At 63.2% G+C, this 15,533-nt stretch carries 14 protein-coding genes; 5 read left to right on the top strand and 9 right to left on the bottom strand.

Going from position 1 to position 15,533, the window contains the following annotated elements:
• Positions 1 to 39 precede the first annotated feature (39 nt).
• Together DUGA2_RS33665 and DUGA2_RS21860 are read left to right on the top strand one after the other, a co-directional pair.
• Positions 40 to 657, top strand: a complete 618-nt coding sequence (locus tag DUGA2_RS33665) for a hypothetical protein (protein ID WP_141753340.1) — start codon at positions 40 to 42, stop codon at positions 655 to 657.
• A 94-nt stretch (positions 658 to 751) separates the two neighbouring features.
• The gene (locus tag DUGA2_RS21860; RefSeq protein ID WP_070271585.1) at positions 752 to 1,594 is read left to right on the top strand and encodes an NAD-dependent protein deacetylase; all 843 of its coding nucleotides are present in this window, start codon (positions 752 to 754) and stop codon (positions 1,592 to 1,594) included.
• A 1-nt stretch (position 1,595) separates the two neighbouring features.
• Here DUGA2_RS21860 and DUGA2_RS21855 read toward each other — a convergent pair whose 3' ends face one another.
• The 3 genes from DUGA2_RS21855 to smpB form a co-directional block, all read right to left on the bottom strand.
• The gene (locus DUGA2_RS21855) at positions 1,596 to 2,165 is read right to left on the bottom strand and encodes a FlgO family outer membrane protein (protein WP_083296416.1); all 570 of its coding nucleotides are present in this window, start codon (positions 2,163 to 2,165) and stop codon (positions 1,596 to 1,598) included.
• Entirely contained in the window at positions 2,165 to 2,839 is a 675-nt protein-coding gene (locus DUGA2_RS21850) for a hypothetical protein (RefSeq protein ID WP_229214748.1), read from the bottom strand. Before DUGA2_RS21850 ends, DUGA2_RS21855 begins: the two co-directional genes overlap by 1 nt.
• A 207-nt stretch (positions 2,840 to 3,046) precedes the next feature.
• Complete coding sequence (smpB, locus tag DUGA2_RS21845; RefSeq protein WP_008449233.1) at positions 3,047 to 3,496, bottom strand: SsrA-binding protein SmpB; 450 nt, start codon at positions 3,494 to 3,496, stop codon at positions 3,047 to 3,049.
• A gap of 75 nt (positions 3,497 to 3,571) precedes the next feature.
• Between smpB and DUGA2_RS21840 the strand changes: the two genes are divergently transcribed.
• Positions 3,572 to 4,006: a type II toxin-antitoxin system RatA family toxin gene (locus DUGA2_RS21840; protein WP_070271584.1), complete on the top strand. Its 435-nt coding sequence runs from the start codon at positions 3,572 to 3,574 to the stop codon at positions 4,004 to 4,006.
• The gene (locus DUGA2_RS21835) at positions 3,996 to 4,277 is read left to right on the top strand and encodes an RnfH family protein (protein WP_070271583.1); all 282 of its coding nucleotides are present in this window, start codon (positions 3,996 to 3,998) and stop codon (positions 4,275 to 4,277) included. Before DUGA2_RS21840 ends, DUGA2_RS21835 begins: the two co-directional genes overlap by 11 nt.
• Positions 4,278 to 4,286: 9 nt before the next feature.
• On the opposite strand, the gene DUGA2_RS21830 is transcribed toward DUGA2_RS21835, so the two are convergent.
• Both DUGA2_RS21830 and DUGA2_RS21825 read right to left on the bottom strand, forming a co-directional pair.
• Positions 4,287 to 6,080, bottom strand: coding sequence for a hypothetical protein (locus DUGA2_RS21830; RefSeq protein ID WP_070271582.1), 1,794 nt, complete (start codon positions 6,078 to 6,080; stop codon positions 4,287 to 4,289).
• Positions 6,081 to 6,186: 106 nt separating this feature from the next.
• Positions 6,187 to 7,413, bottom strand: a complete 1,227-nt coding sequence (locus tag DUGA2_RS21825; protein ID WP_070271581.1) for a hypothetical protein — start codon at positions 7,411 to 7,413, stop codon at positions 6,187 to 6,189.
• Between the two features lie 130 nt (positions 7,414 to 7,543).
• Between DUGA2_RS21825 and DUGA2_RS21820 the strand changes: the two genes are divergently transcribed.
• Complete coding sequence (locus tag DUGA2_RS21820; protein ID WP_168167814.1) at positions 7,544 to 8,377, top strand: ABC transporter substrate-binding protein; 834 nt, start codon at positions 7,544 to 7,546, stop codon at positions 8,375 to 8,377.
• Positions 8,378 to 8,398: 21 nt separating this feature from the next.
• Here DUGA2_RS21820 and DUGA2_RS21815 read toward each other — a convergent pair whose 3' ends face one another.
• From DUGA2_RS21815 to DUGA2_RS21800, 4 genes are all read right to left on the bottom strand, one after another.
• Entirely contained in the window at positions 8,399 to 10,636 is a 2,238-nt protein-coding gene (locus DUGA2_RS21815; protein ID WP_070271580.1) for a beta-glucosidase, read from the bottom strand.
• A 35-nt stretch (positions 10,637 to 10,671) separates the two neighbouring features.
• Entirely contained in the window at positions 10,672 to 13,041 is a 2,370-nt protein-coding gene (locus DUGA2_RS21810) for a GH36-type glycosyl hydrolase domain-containing protein (RefSeq protein ID WP_070271691.1), read from the bottom strand.
• 13 nt (positions 13,042 to 13,054) lie between these two features.
• Positions 13,055 to 14,395 carry an MFS transporter gene (locus tag DUGA2_RS21805; protein ID WP_070271579.1) on the bottom strand — a complete coding sequence of 447 codons (1,341 nt, stop codon included), beginning with the start codon at positions 14,393 to 14,395 and terminating at the stop codon, positions 13,055 to 13,057.
• Positions 14,396 to 14,499: 104 nt separating this feature from the next.
• Positions 14,500 to 15,528, bottom strand: coding sequence for a LacI family DNA-binding transcriptional regulator (locus DUGA2_RS21800; protein WP_070271578.1), 1,029 nt, complete (start codon positions 15,526 to 15,528; stop codon positions 14,500 to 14,502).
• Between the last annotated feature and the right edge of the window lie 5 nt (positions 15,529 to 15,533).

Here is a 15,533-nt window from a genome sequence, read left to right as displayed (position 1 = left end):
GGTTGAGCGGCAAAATTCGGCCAGGAACGGACATAGGCTTTGAAGAAAGGAACCTCAGTGAAATCAATTTCAGCACGTTTAATTTTTATACTCTTGGGCCTTGCAATGACAATGAACGCCTTTGCGGATATGCCTCCGATGGTGCGGACCAAGAATGAGAGGAAGTTTAAATTTGGTGACATCACCATCGTGCAGTCGTTCAACTCGATGAAAGACCCCATGTCGCCAGAGTTCAAGGTGCGGGTCTACGATAAAAAGCGACTTTTACTTCAATTAAGCGATGCTGCCTTTGACTCGTTTTATCCTTCGCCAAATGGCGAGGCAGTTGTGGGACTGTCCAATGGAGGGTGGCCGGGTACTGCTGCGATAATTTTTGATAGGCGTGGCCGAGTTTTACTTCTGGTGGAGCATGGACTTGCAGAGTTTGATTACTGTAGCCAAACGTCTACTTTTATCAAGGAATGGTACGACGGTAAAGACCCACAAGTGAAATTTCCCATTTTCGACACTAGAAAAACTCCAATACCTGGAATTACTCTAAAGGACTGCCATGGGCAGACCGTAGATTTATTGGACACTATCTCTAAAGCAAGCGCCAATTCTCGTATAACGCTTCGCCATGAGGTTAATGTTCGATATGGAAATCGTGAGAAGTGAGAGCAATTCGATAGTGAATGCGAATGTCTGCAACGGGGCGAAAACAGCCCCACACCAAGTGTCCCCAACGGCGATCTCGGCTACCATATCGCCCATGAACCCTAACCCGCAAGTTGAACAGCTAGCCGATTTCCTGCACCAGCACCGCCGCGTGCTGGTGCTGACCGGCGCCGGCCTGAGCACCGCCTCCGGCATTCCCGACTACCGCGACAAGGACGGCGTCCGCCGCGGCCGCACGCCCATCCAGGGGCCGGACTTCCGCAAGTCCGAAGCGGTGCGCCGCCGCTACTGGGCGCGCAGCATGGCCGGCTGGCCGACGCTGGCCCAGGCTGCCCCCAACGCAGGCCACCAGGCCCTGGCCGAGCTTGAAACGGCCGGCCGCATCGATGCCCTGATCACCCAGAACGTGGACGGCCTGCACCAGCGCGCCGGCAGCCGCAATTTGATCGAACTGCACGGCAATATCCACGGCGTCATCTGCCTGGACTGCCGCACGCTGCACCGCCGCGCCGACATCCAGGCCTGGCTGGTCGAGGCCAACCCTGTGCTGGCCGCCAGCTCGGCGGCCGGCGTGGACAGCGTGGTGCCCGAAGCCCGCCCCGACGGCGACGCCGAGGTCGAGCTGGACGCCTTGCAGGACTTCCACATGCCATCCTGCGACGCCTGCGGCGGCACGCTGCAGCCGGACGTGATCTTCTTCGGCGATAACATCCCGCCGCCACGCACGGCGGCCGCGCTGCAAATGATGGAGCAGGCCGATGCGCTGCTGGTGGTGGGATCGTCGCTGATGGTGTTTTCCGGCTACCGCTTCTGCAAGCTGGCGGCCGAGACGGGCAAGCCGATCGCGGCCATCAACCTGGGCAAAACCCGGGCGGACGATCTGATCGGCTTGAAAGTGGAAGCGACGGCCAGCGAGGTGCTGCCGCGCCTGTTGTAGATCAGTTCCGCTGCAGCATGGAGCGGACGATGGCTTCCTTGGCCAGCACATAATCCTGGCCGGCCAGCACGAAGTTGGTGTTCGGCTGGATCACCTTGATGTTGATGAACACCATGTCGCTGGTCTCCGCATACGAGCCGACCACGATGGCTTGCGCATTGTGGGCGGTGGCCACTTCGCCGATCTCGCGCGTCAGCATCAGTTCGCCCTGGCCTCGCTTCAGGTAGACGCTGTTGCGCAGCTTCATTTCCAGCATGCTCAGGCCGCCCTGCGCCAGGCGCGTGGACAGCTGCTCGGACACCAGTCGGCCCAGCGTGGTGGTCTGCTCCAGCGCATCGATGTTGACGATGGTGGCCATGATCAGCGGCTTGTCGGCCATCAGCTTGCCGCTGAGCTGGTGCATCAGCGAATCGGCGGCCTTGTAGTTGGCGTCGATGAACTGGTTGGAGGAGATGGTCGAATAATTGCCTTCATCCTTGGTCGGCGTCGAGGAGCACGCGCCCAGCAACAACAGCGGCAGCGCCAGCAGGGCCGCGCGGGCCAGCGGCTTGGTCAAAACTTGGATCGGCATTACATGTCTCCGCGAACTTTGAAGATACGGGTCTGTGCGGGGTCTACCGGCTCGGGGTCGACGATGCCGTACAGGATGCGGTCGCTGTCGGCCACGTAGTAGGCCGAGGTGGTGCGCGCGACGTAGCGGAATTGGTCGGATACCGAGACGGTGACGATGATTTCAGTCTTGGGCGTGGCGCCCGGGGCGAACTGGGCGTTGAACCATTCGTAGGAATCCCAGGCGCCGGCGGCCACCGCCACGTTGGCCATCAACGGCGCTTCGATCTCGCTCAGTACCCACACGCCGGTGGCCAGCGCCGCGCTCTCGCCGTGGTAGCGGTATTGCGGCCGGTTGGCGGTGAAGGTGACGGCCTGCACGTCCATGTCGATCTTCAGCGAGCCGGCCGGCGAACGCGACACCACATAGCCGTCGTTGACCAGCGAGGTGGTCAGCTGGGTGGTCAGCGCGCGCTGGAAGGCGCTTGGTTCTTTCGGTTCGTTGAGGAAGACCGGGCGTGGCGGGCCCTTCTTGAGCTGGGCCACGATGTTTTTCTCGATATTGTCGGAGATGACGCCCCAGTGGTAGGCCGCTTGCAGCTTGGCCTGCTTGGTGGTGGGGAAGTTCGCCGCCAGCGGCGTCGGCGTGTAGCGCGACGCACAACCTGCGAGCAATATTCCGGCTGCCACAGCCATTGCAGTTTTCAGCGCCATCATTGCCTCGTCGTCAAAAGTCTAGTCCGGTTCGCGGCCGGCGCCCGCAGGGCAGGCAGGGCCACGAATGTAAAATCATGCTGCTCCCAGTTTAGCATGGTAGTTTCTAATTAGAAACTCAATGGGCGATAAAAAACCCGGTACGGGACCGGGTTTTGTACAGGGCGCGCAACAGAGCGGGGGCGTTTTTCAGCGGCGATTGGTCTTCATGGCGGCGGCCACTTCGCGCTTGCCGTCGCGGTCTTTCTCGGTGGCACGCTTATCGTGCATTTTCTTGCCCTTGGCGAGGCCGATTTCACATTTGACGCGGCCGCCCTTGTAATGCAGGTTCAGCGGCACCAGCGTGTAGCCGGAACGCTCGACCTTGCCGATCAGCTTGTCCATCTCCTTGCGGTGCAGCAACAGCTTGCGGGTGCGGATGGCTTCCGGGGAAATGTGGGTGGAAGCGGTGGGCAAGGCGCTGATGTGCGCGCCGAACAGGTACAGCTCGTCGCCCTTGATGGTGACGTAGGCTTCCTTGATCTGCACGCGGGCGTCGCGGATGGCTTTGACTTCCCAGCCTTCAAGAACGATACCGGCTTCGTAGCGGTCTTCAATGAAGTAGTCAAAAAAGGCTTTTTTGTTATCGGCTATGGTCATGGGATGCTATCGGTTAAACTACTGCTTCGCGCACAGAAACGCGAATAATTCAACATCATAGCAAATGGTTCGACTATGGCAGTAGTGCACAAATCAGTTTTCCTCGGATATAGCGCCCAACAGATGTTCGATCTGGTCGCGGCGATCGAGGACTATCCCCAGTTTCTGCCGTGGTGCGGTGGTGTGGAAATCCGCGAACGGGACGGCAATGCGGTCACGGCCAGCGTCGGCATCAACTACCACGGCGTGCGTCAGAGCTTCACCACCTGCAATGAAAACACGCCGTCGACCGCGATCAAGATGAAGCTGGTGGACGGTCCTTTCAAGTGCCTGGACGGCGTGTGGACCTTCAAGGCGCTGCGCGAGGATGCCTGCAAGATCGAGCTGGACCTGCACTACGAGTTCTCCAGCGCCTTGCTGGCGCAGCTGGTGGGACCGGTGTTCGGCATGATCGCCAACAGCATGGTCGATTCCTTCTGCAAACGGGCGGAAACGGTGTATGGCGGCTGACACCTTCAACATCGAAGTCTGCTACGCCAGCGACGCGGTGCAGTTCCTGCGCGCGCTGAGCGTACCGGCCGGCACCACCATCGAGCAGGCCATCGCCATCAGCGGCGTGCTGCAGGAGGCGCCGGAGATCGACCTGGCGACGATGCAGGTCGGTATCTACGCCAAGAAGAAGACGCTGGACACCGTGCTGCGCGAACACGACCGCGTCGAAATCTACCGGCCGCTGATCGCCGACCCCAAAAACGCCAGGCGCCGGCGCAAATCAGCGTGATGCCGGTGTTTATTGAGGCCAGCGGCTGCCAGGCCGCTCCTTCAGGTACCTGGTGACGGCCTCAAGATCGCCGTAGCCGTCATTGCCCTTGAAGGTGGTGTACATGAAGCCGTTAACCCCGGTTACGCCTTGCTGCTGCGCCGTATCCAGGGCATCCATCCATGCCTTCACCTCCGTCATTTGCGAGCTGCTGTCATCGTAGTAGCCGGCAATGATCTGCTTCACGGATAGTTTGCTGAAGAACGTTAAAGACGCTACCGGATTTTGTTTGCCCGGCATTGAATCAGTCCAGTTGACGACGGTAGTGGTGGTATTCAAGCCTTTATGCGAATCCTTCAGGCTGCCATGGACCTGCCAGTACTTGTCTATCGCGTTCGAATTGGGATCGAACATATCGTGCCAGACATACAGGTCCAGGCCCGGATGCTCTTTTAACAGGGCGTCCTGGTAGGTCTTGAAGTTGTATGCCAGGTAGTCGCCAGCCGATTCACGCTTGGTCGGGCAGGTCGGATCCCAGTTGAATACGCGGTTTTCGTCGTAGTAGATGAAGTACTTGGAAGAATTTGCCTCTCCCAGCAAACCACGGATGTTGTTGAAATTCTGTTTCTGAATGTTGAAATATTCAGGGTAGCAGGCGCTGGCAGGCGTAGCAGTCTTTGTCATCATGTTTTCTGCGGACTGATACCACAACACGTACAGTTCCTGGCCTTCCTTGATTTTCGTCGTTTGCGGCAGTGTCAGCTTTTCGACCTTGACCTCGTAGTCCACGCCCTCTTCATATTTGATGGTTCGGTCTTTCGAATACACCTCCACCGGCAATATCGGCCCCAAGTCTGGATCGCGGCGTATCGTATGCGCCAGCCCGATCTCCTTGATGTCGATGTCGTCGATCCAGACATTGCCGGTTCGCGTTTCGCTGGCGGACCACGAGCCGATGTACAACTTTATGATGTCGGAATCACCGGTGTTGAAATCCAGGTTGTAGTTTGCCCATCCCGCCGATGGCAGCGGCAAGTTATTCCGATCAGTCGCCCAGCCGCCGCCTACACTGGACCAGCCCAGATCAGCCGACGCATTCTGGTAGACCGGCATGCCGCCGTCGTCCGTGATCATGATCCTGAAGCGGGTGTCGTAGTTCGCTGCCTTCACCGAATATGTCATTCGATAGGCGGCGTTCTTGCGCAGGTTGCGGAAGGCGCGATAGAGTCGGGCCTGCCCGCCGGACACGGGTTGAGCAAACTTGATCGACTGCGAACCGGTATGGGCCTCGGAGTTGTCGTAGCTGACGGTGGCGTCTATGCCCCATAAGGCGTCAGTGCTTTCGAAACTCCCGCCGCCCGCTGGGAGCAGCGACGCACCGACCGGCGTTGCCTGGCCGCCCTTGACAATAAAAGGCGTCGTCGTCGGTATCGCCTCGATCAGTTGCGGCTTCACGTAGCCCGGGATATGCATGCCTCCGCTGACCGGTATCAGTTCAATGCCGTTGGCTTTGGCCGCGCTCACTATCTCATTGAAACTTGAAATGAAACTCGGATCCAGGGCAGGCTTCAACATGGCCTCGTAGGGACTGTGGCCGGAGGTGTTGAGTGCGATGCCGTTGTATCCCAGTACCGCAGCCCTGTGGATGACGTCGATCAGTTTCTGGCGGGTGCCAACCGAGGTGATGTCGCCGCCAAAATATACCCAGCGCTTTTCAAAACAGTTGACCTTGCAAGCGGTGTCGGCGGCGTACGCTGCGCTTGCGGTGGTCAGTGAGGCGAACGCCAGGGCGATCGCAGTTGTTGCAAAACGGCGGGTCATCATGCCAGCTCCAGAGGTGAGGTTGAAATAATGATAATATTATATTTATAATTATTTATCAACGACATATCCGCTTGTGCAAGAGGAGCGGTCCTCGGAGTTGCCCTGTTTATGGCGAGACGGCGCGCTTCAGAAAATCACGCATCGGCGCTTGCTTGAAAAATTCGGTATGCCAGATCTTGGATTGTTTCTGCTGCGGCGTGCCGAAGCTCAGCATGCGCTCGTCGACCGGTTGGGCCTCCGGCAGCAGCACGCTGGTGTAGGGCACCACCACGTCGTTGTCGGCTTCCAGCAGCAGGCGGTTGATCAGCGCGCCGGTCCGTTCCAGCGCCGACTTGCCGAAGTCGAAGTCGGCGCGCGCATAGTAGATGCTGGCGCTGGTCAGCAGCGTGTCGCTGCGGTTCAGCTGTCCGATCAGCGTTGAACCGGTCGCCAGCGCCTGCACGCTGGGGCGCGAGAAGCCCAGCGAGACCATCATCCGCGCCAGCCCGATCACCAGGTCCAGCGCCATGCCGCCGCTGAAGGAGGCCAGCATCGCCGTGGTGTTGAGGAAGTTCTGGATGTCTTCGGGCGACGCCAGTGGCGAACCCTGATTGGCCGCCGCGACAAAGAACACCTTGCCCACCTTGGCGATACGGCCCGCGCGCTGCGCGGCGATGGCGGCCAGCACGCCGTCTTCCGCGTGCGGCGCGGCCGACAGCAGCGAGCGCACCGTCAATCCGCCGCGGCTGTGGCAGACGATGTCGACATCCCACCCCGCATCGGCCGGCAGGTGCGACAGCAGGTCCAGCGCGTTCTGCTGCGGCGTCTTGGCGATGGTCCAATGGTTGTAGCCGTAGACCTGGCCGTTGTAGCGCGCCAGCAGTTGCTGCATGGTGCCGTCCGCATCGAGGTCGGCGAAGGCGCCTTCGATGGAGCTGAATACGCCGTGCACGAACAACAGCACCTTGCGTCCGCGCGAGGCGGCCAGTTCGGCTGCGGTGGCGGGCTGGCGCCAGCCGTGGCGCAGGCTTAGCAAGCCTTCCTGCTTGTTGTGGGCTTCGATGGTCTCGATCATTTGCTGCGTCATGCGCTCCTTCACGCGCAGGGCGGCCTGCACGATCCAGTTGCCATGGCCGGCGGCGGCGCCAGCCATCAGCTGCATGCGCTGGACCGGGAACACGAACTGGATGCAGCCGCTGTCCTTGTGGCGCACGATGTTCAGATGCGTGTCGGCGATCTGCTCGGCAGACATGGGCGCGGGCACTGCGGCGGTCAGCGTTAAAGGCGGCGCAACGATGTCTGGCGCGGCGTCGGCCAGCGCGCGCTGCAGTTCCGCATGTTTGGCGAATTGCATGGTGGTCTCCAGATAGTCCAGGCGTCAGTGTACGGCGCTCCGCCGGATCGCCGCGCCGGATTGCGCAAGCGCTGCAAGCTAGGCTACACTCGACGTCACAGCAAAACATGGGCCCATGATGAGACACTGGATGCGCAATCGGATATTCGCGATCGCAGGCTTGTGGCTCGGCCTTGCCGCCGCCCATGCGCAGGAGCCTTGTCCGGCGCTGACCCGGGTCGGGTTCAGCGACCTTGGCTACACCTCCTTCCGCGAGGCCGGGGAAATACGCGGGATTTCGGTTGATGTGGCCAAGGAGCTGGCGCGCAGAACCGGCTGTCGTTTCGAATTCATCTGGTATCCGCGACAGCGCCTGTTCGTCGAGCTGGAGGCCGGGCGCATCGACATGACGCTGGCGGCGCTGCGCACGCCGGAGCGCGACGCCTACGCCAGCTTCCTGCCATACGCCTATCTTCAATACGACTTGATCTTGTCCGAGCCGGCCGGCCAGCACTACACGAGCCTGACCGATTTTGTCGCGCGCGGCAGCGGAAGGCTGAACGTCACGCGCGGAATGACCTACGACCCTGCCGTCGAAGCCCAGCTGGCGCTGCTGGCCGCTGCCGGCAGGCTGGAGGTGGTCAACGATTTCGACACGGTGTTCGGCAAACTGGAAATGGGTCGCGCCGACGGCACCCTGGCCACGCCGCCGATCTACGCCAGGCATCTGAAGAGCCGCCGTTTCAAGGCCGCTCCGTCGGTGATCCCCATGCCGGAATCGAGCGCCCGCTTCACCGGCATTTACCTGTCGAGGAAGACGGTCAGCGCCGGAGCGCGGGCGCGCTATGCGGGCGCGATACGCAGCATGGTGATCGACGAGGTGGTGCCGGCGCTGTACGCCAGGTACTTCGACGACGCCACCGTCAAGCGCATATTCCGCCAGGGGACCGCGCCATTGCTGGCCGCTTCGGCGCCACAGGATTGACGCTCCCCCGAACCCGCCGCATCAGCGGCCGTTGACGTTGACGGTCTGCGCTTCCAGATGCAGTTTGACGCTGGCGGCCGGTGCTGCGCCGGCCGATTCGGCCAGCGTCACCACGTAGTCGCCGGCGGCGATCTTCCAGGTCTTGCTGGCGCTGTCGTACATGCCCAGCAGGCGCGGATCGATGCGCAGCGTGGACTTTCCGCTGGCGCCGGGCTTCAGCTCGACCTTGTCCCAGCCGCCCAGGCGCTTGGGCGCTTCCCAGCCGCCGGCCACCGGTGACACATACACCTGGCCCACGGCCTTGCCATCGCGCTTGCCGGTGTTCCGGGTGGTGTAGCTCACTTCCACGCCGCTGCCCGCCGCCCTGGCGCTCAGCTCCGAGTACGCGAAGCTGGTGTACGACAGCCCGTGGCCGAACGGGAACAGCGGCTTGTGTCCTTTCAGGTCGAACCATTTGTAGCCGACGGCCGCGCCTTCGATGTCGTAGTCGGTGGCGACCTTCTCGATGATGTTCTCGTCCTTGGTCTTGGCGTCGCCGTCGATCGCGGGGCGCGGCAGCTGGGCCAGCGAGGCGGGGAAGGTGGCGGGCAGGCGGCCCGACGGATTGACTTCGCCGCTGATGACGCGTGCAATCGCCGCGCCGCCGCTGGTGCCGGGATACCAGGCCTCCAGCACCGCGCCCACCTTGTCCAGCCACGGCATCGCCACCGGTCCGCCGGTCTGCAGCACCACCACGGTTTTCGGATTGGCCTTGGCCACGGCGGCGATCAGCGCATCCTGCTGGCCTGGCAGGTTGAGGTCGGGCGCGTCGATGCTCTCGCCCATCCACTGGTTGCCGAACACGATGGCGACATCGCTGGACGCGGCCAGCTTCGCGGCTGCCGCGGCATCCTTGCCGTCATGGTAGACCACGCGCGCCTTGGTCAGCGCCGTCAACTGCTGCATCGGCGACGAACGGTGATAGATCATCGGGCCTGGGAAGTGCGCCGGGCCTTCGTTGGCGACCGGCGAACCGCCGACCGGATACACCTGCGCGGAGCCGCCGCCGGACAGCACGCCCACATCCGCATGGCCGCCGATGATGGCGATGGTGCGCACGCTGGCATCGAGCGGCAGCAGGTTGTTCTGGTTCTTCAGCAGCACGATGGCTTCTTCGGCGTCGGCCTGCGTCACCTTGCCGTTGGCGGCGAAGTCGATGCCGGCGCCGGCCGATGTGGGCGCCGCGACCGGGTGCTCGACCAGGCCGTTGGCGAACATGGCGCGCGCGATGCGCTTGACCATGTCGTCCAGGCGGGCCTGCGGCACGTGGCCGTTGACCACCGCTTCCTTCAAGCCTTCGTTGAAGTAGGCCGCCTTGTCGAACGGATGGCCGGACTGTTGATCGAGGCCGGTCAGCGCGGCCGGAATGGTGGAGTGGGTGGCGCCCCAGTCGGACATGACGAAGCCCGGATACGCCCAGTCCTGCTTCAGCACTTGGTTCAGCAGGTAGTCGCTCTCGCAGGCATAGGCGCCGTTGACGCGGTTGTAGGCGCACATCACGGCGCCAGGCTGGCCGCGCTCGATCGCGATCTGCAAGGCCAGCAGGTCGGACATGCGGCCCGCCGCGTCGGCGATCTTGACGTTGACGTGATTGCGGTTGGTCTCCTGGTCGTTGAAGGCGTAGTGCTTGACCGTGGAGACCACGTGGTTGGACTGGATGCCGCGTATCTGCTCGCCGACCATCACGCCGGCCAGCAGCGGATCTTCTCCGCCGTATTCGAAGTTGCGGCCATTGCGCGGCTCGCGCATCAGGTTGACGCCGCCGGCCAGCAGGAAGTTGAAGCCGGTGCTGCGCGCCTCGCCGCCTATCATCGCGCCGCCGGCAAAGGCCAGCTTGGGATTCCAGGTGGCGGCGGTGGCCAGGCCGGAGGGCAGGGAGGTGCGCTCGTACGGCTTCTTTGAAACGGCCTGCGTGGCCACGCCGACGCCGGCGTCCGACTGGTATTGCGGCGGCAGGCCGAGGCGGGCGATGCCCGGCACGTAGCCGGCCGAATCGGGGCGGCCTTCCTTCGGCGGCGCGAACTTCTTCGGTGCGAACTCGGTGGAGAAGTAGGCGAACACGGTCTGGATTTTTTCGTCCAGCGTCATCGCGGCGACCAGCTGCACGGCGCGAGCGTCCGGCGATTGCGCGCTGTCCAGCCACGGGCGCTTGTCGTCCGCAGCGTGGGCCAACATGAGGGGATAAACCAGTGCCAGTGACAGCCAGAGACGCTTCTTCATACGATTACCGTGTCCTTTTAATTTGAATTGATCGTTCAACGCGGGATCAATACGTCCAGCGCGTGCACTCCACCTGCGACGATACCGCTAACACGCGCATCGGTCAAACGTTTACCTTCGCTCCAGGCCTGTGTTTCGGCGACGTCCGCGCGTTGTATGGACAGCTTGAAGGTCGCGCCCCGGAAGGTGCGCGTAACTTTGATGCGATCCCATTCCTTCGGCAATTGCGGCGCGATGCGCAGCCCGTCGCCATCGCCTTGCAGGCCGCACAGGCCTTCGATGAAGCAGCGGTAGGCCCAGGACACCGTGCCGGTGTTGAACAACTGGCTGGAGCGGCCGGCGGTGCGCGGGTACTGATGCCAGGCGCCGCGATAGTAGTTGGGGATGAAGACCGGCAGTTGGCCGCGCTGTAGGTAATCGTTTTCGTCCGGCCCAGGCAACATCTGTCGCAGCAGCTTGTAGGCGCGGTCGCCTTCGCCGATGGTGTACAGGCTGTAGATGTAGAACACGGCGGCGTGGTTGTAGACCGCGCCGTTCTCCGCCGAGCCGGGATGCTTCTGCGTGACGCGGCCGACATCGTCGCGCATGGCGCTGTACGGCGGCGCGAACATGGCCACGCCGTAGGGTGTCGCCAGCTGCTGCTCCACCTGCTCCAGCATGGCGGCGCGCTGCGTCTCGCCGGCCGTGCCGCCGAGGATGGCCCAGGCCTGCGGGTTGAGCCAGATGCGGCCTTCCACGTCCTTGCTGATGCCGAAGGCGACGTTGTCGTCGGTGATGCCGCGTGCGTACCAGCCGCCATCCCACAGGTGTTCGTTGGCGGCGCGGTTGACGGCCTTGGCGCCGGCGCGGAAGTGTTTTGCGCTCTCCGTCAGCGAGGTGCTGCCGCCGTGCCGGTCGCAGATGTCGGCCCACAGGTTCAGCGCGTAGGCCGTGGCCACGGTCAGCCAGCCGGATACGCCGCGCCCCTTGTAGCCGACCATGTTCATCGGATCGCACCAGTCGCCTTGCGCGATGTAGCTCAGGCCGCGCTGGTCGCGCGCGTGCAGCAGCCAGTCCATGGCGCTGCTCACGCGCTCGGAGACGGTGATGGCGACGCCGCTTTCATGGCCGACGACTTCCTCGTCGAGGATGGCGTAGTCGTTGGTCTCGTCGAGGTAGACCTTGAGCGCCACCGGCAGCCACACGCAATGGTCGGTGTGCGGCACCTGGTTGATGTATTTGAGTTCGGCGCCTTCGGCCAGCAGTATCCCGTCCGGCATGGCGCCGCTGGCTTCCTGCTGCGACAGCGCGTGCAGGAAGGCGGCCCGCATCACGCCGGGCTGGATGAAGCTCATACCCATATTGTCCTGCAGGTAGTTGCGGGTCTGCGGATCGGTGCTGAGGCGGTTGACGTCGCCGTGGTAGAACACCTGGCGCGGCAGCCAGTGGTTGACGAAGTTGTCCAGTTCCTTATCCGGCGTTTCGATATGCAGGCATCCGCGTCCTTGCGCGATGTAGGCGGCGTAGTCGCTGCGGGCTGCGTCGAAGGCGGCTGCGCTCAGGTACTTGGCGCGCATGGCCGCGATCTCGGCGTCGTCGAAGGCGGGGCCGAACAGGAAGCGGTAGTCGTGCGACGCGTTGGCGGCCAGCGCCAGGCGGTACTGCACGGCGGCGGTCGGCGTTTCGTAGCGCGCGTCGCTGTTGGACAGGTGCTCGGCCTGGATGGCGGAGGGATGATGCAGGCCGCCTTCGCCTTCGAAGGCATACTGCTGCGCTTCCCATGCCTGCGGCGCTTCCTCGCACAGGAAGTAGGTCTTGTCCTTGAAGTCCTTCTGCTTGAAGTAGTCGGCCACCTTCTGGTATGGCGCTACGCTGCTGGCCACCACGCCGCCGAGGTCCCCACGGTATTCGGCGGACTGGTTCATCCACGACATGTAGCCGATCGGGAAGTAGGGGTAGACGCTCAGCCGGCGTGGCCGGCCGGACAGGTCGGTCACGCGCAGCGACCACAGTTCCGCCACGTCGTCGGTGGGCAGGCTCAATGTCAGTTCGACGCGCACGCCCAGGTGCTCGACGGTCCAGGCGATGTCGCTTTTGCCGACCGAGAAAGCGAAAGCGTCCACCGGCGCGCGTACCGGTTCGTACGGCGCGGAGAACAGTTGGCCGCTGTCCTCGTCCTTGATGTAGAAGAAGCGGCCCGGATGATGCGCGTAGTAGTTCTGCTCCGGCTGCATGAAGGTCTTGGCCTCCAGGTTGGGCGCGTGCGCATATTTGGCGGGCTCCGGCTGCATGAACTGCGCAGTGGCGTAGCCGCGGCACGTCACTTGTATCATCATCCTGCGGTTCCACAGGAAGCCCGCCGCGCGCGGCATCGCCGTGGGGCTGGTCAGTTCGTAGCGGTCGCCGTCGTGGGTGGGGCGTAGCATCAAGCGATCTCCATCATGGTTTGTTGCGCGCGGCCAGATCCGTCTGGATCTGTACCAGCCTGGCGTTGTCGAGGTTATAGAAGAACATGGCGGCGACGGCCAGCAGCGCGAACGCCGCCGGTATCAATGACATCAGCCACACGATGCCGGCCTGCGAGCCGGACGACTGTGCCACGTTGGCGACGTAGCCGAGCCGTGTGAACAGCCAGCCGATGACCGCCACGGCGACGGCGGTGCCCAGCTTTTGCGAGAAGGTGGCGGCGGCGAAGGTCATGGCGGTGGCACGGCGGCCGGTGCGCCATTCGTTGTAGTCGGCGGTGTCGGCGTACATCGAAAAGGCCAGCGGCGATTTCGGGCCGAGCACCAGGCCGGTGGCGATCTGCAGCGCGAACATCAGTTCTACCTGCTCGCGGCCGACGAAGAAGAAGGCCAGCGACAGCAGGGCGGTGGCGCTCATCAGCAGCATCATCAGCTGCTTCTTGTCGATGTGGCGCGTCAGGAACGGCGTCAGCGCGGCGCCTGCGGCGGCCGAGATCATATAGGCCGGCACGAAACCCTGCATCAGCTCAGGCCTGCCCACCACGTACTTGAAGTAGTAGGCCGCGCTGGTGGTGCGCAGCGTGATGGTGATCATGATGATCAGCGCCAGGAAGAACAGCACCATCCACGGCCGGTTCTGCGACAGGTCGCGCAGGTCTTGCCACACCCTGGTCTTTTGCGCGGCGGGTGGTGCGATGCGCTCGCGCGTGTTCAGGAAGGTCAGCACGAACAGGGCCGAGGCCAGCACGCCCCACGCCAGCATCGTCAGTTGCCAGCCCAGCTGCTCGTTGCCGCCGCCCAGCCAGCGCACCAGCGCCGGCGTGGCCGCCGTCACCAGCGTGCCGCCGGCGAAGGCGAAGATGAAGCGCAGGCTGTTGACGGTGGCGCGTTCCTGCGGATCGGCGGAGAGCACGCCGGACAAGGCGTTGTACGGGATGTTGATGCAGGTGTAGCAGACCATCATCAGCAGATAGGTGCCATAGGCCCAGGCCAGTTTGCCGCCGTCCGCCAGATCGGGCGTGGTGTAGGTGAGCAGGGCGGCGCAGGCCAGCGGCACGGGAAGCCATATCAGGTAAGGGCGGAACTTGCCGTGGCGGGTGACGGTGCGGTCGGCGGCGGCGCCGATCAGCGGATCGGTGAAGGCGTTGACGATCTTGATGGTGAAGACCATGGACGCCGCCGCCGCGGCCGAGATGCCGAAGACGTCGGTGTAGAAGATCAGCAGGAAGGTGGCGATATTGGTCCAATAAAAATTGAAACCCATATCGGCGACGCCGTAGCCGATCTTTTCGCGCCAGGTCAGGGGTGTTTGCATGATGATAGCGCTAACAATAGTGGGCTCAGTGTACGGCTTTGGCGGAATTTGTAAACCGGAATTGATGCTGCGACGCAGCAGCGGTGCGGCTCCTCAGGCGTTACTCAAGCGCTTTCGCGCGCCATCAGCGTGAAGCCCAGGTCGATCTGCCGGTTGGCCGGCTCTTCGCCTTTGATCACCGCGCGCAGCAGCCTGGCGGCCTCGAAGCCGATGCGGTAGCGCGGCGTGCCGATGGTGGTCAGCGAGGGATTCATCCACGCCGAGGCCGGCAGATCGTTGAAGCCGCAGATGGCCAGCTGCGACGGCACCGCGATGCCGCGCCGCTGGCACTGGTAGATGGCGCCGTGGGCCAGGTCGTCGTTGCAGCAGAAGATGGCGTCGCAATCGGGCGCCTGCGCCAGCATGCGGCCCACCAGCTCGGCGCCCAGCGCGATGGTCGAGGGCTCGCCCACCATCACTTCCAGCTTGGTGTCGGCCAGGCCGGCGTCCAGCATCGCCCGGCGGTAGCCTTCGGCGCGGCGCAGCGTGCGCTCGTCCAGCTGGGCGCCCATGAAGCCGATGCGCTTGTGGCCTTTTTCGATCAGGTAGCGCGTCATCGCGTGGCCGGCCTGGAATTGCGAGAAGCCCACCGTCAGCTGCGCCGGGTCGGTGGACATGTCCATCATCGACACCACCGGCACGCGGGAGTTGGTCAGGATCTGCTGCACGCGCGGGCTGTGGCTCAGACCCGAGAGCAGCATGCCGTCGGGGTTCGATTGCAGGTAGGTGCCGATCAGCTTTTCCTCTTCCTTGTCGGAGTAGCGGGTGTTGCCGATCAGGATCTGGTAGTCGTCGGCGTCGAGCGCATCCTGGACGCCGGCCAGCACTTCGGTGAACACCGCGTTCGACAGCGACGGCACCAGCACCGCGATCACCTTCGACTGCGACGAGGCCAGCGCGCGGGCGGCGCGGTTGGGCACGTAGCCCAGCTCGGTGACGGCCTGCTCCACGCGGTCGCGCAGCGCCTGCGACACCATGTCCGGCTGGGTGATGGCGCGCGAGGCGGTCATGGTCGCCACGCCGGCGCGCTCGGCCACCATCGCCAAAGTGATGCGGCCGCTGGCGCGGCTCTTGTTCGCTGCAGTCTTGATCATGAGGG

The organism is Duganella sp. HH101 (genome assembly GCF_001758795.1).
Classification (GTDB): Bacteria; Pseudomonadota; Gammaproteobacteria; order Burkholderiales; family Burkholderiaceae_D; genus Rugamonas; species Rugamonas rivuli.
This window is presented reverse-complemented; position numbering and strand designations above follow the sequence as displayed.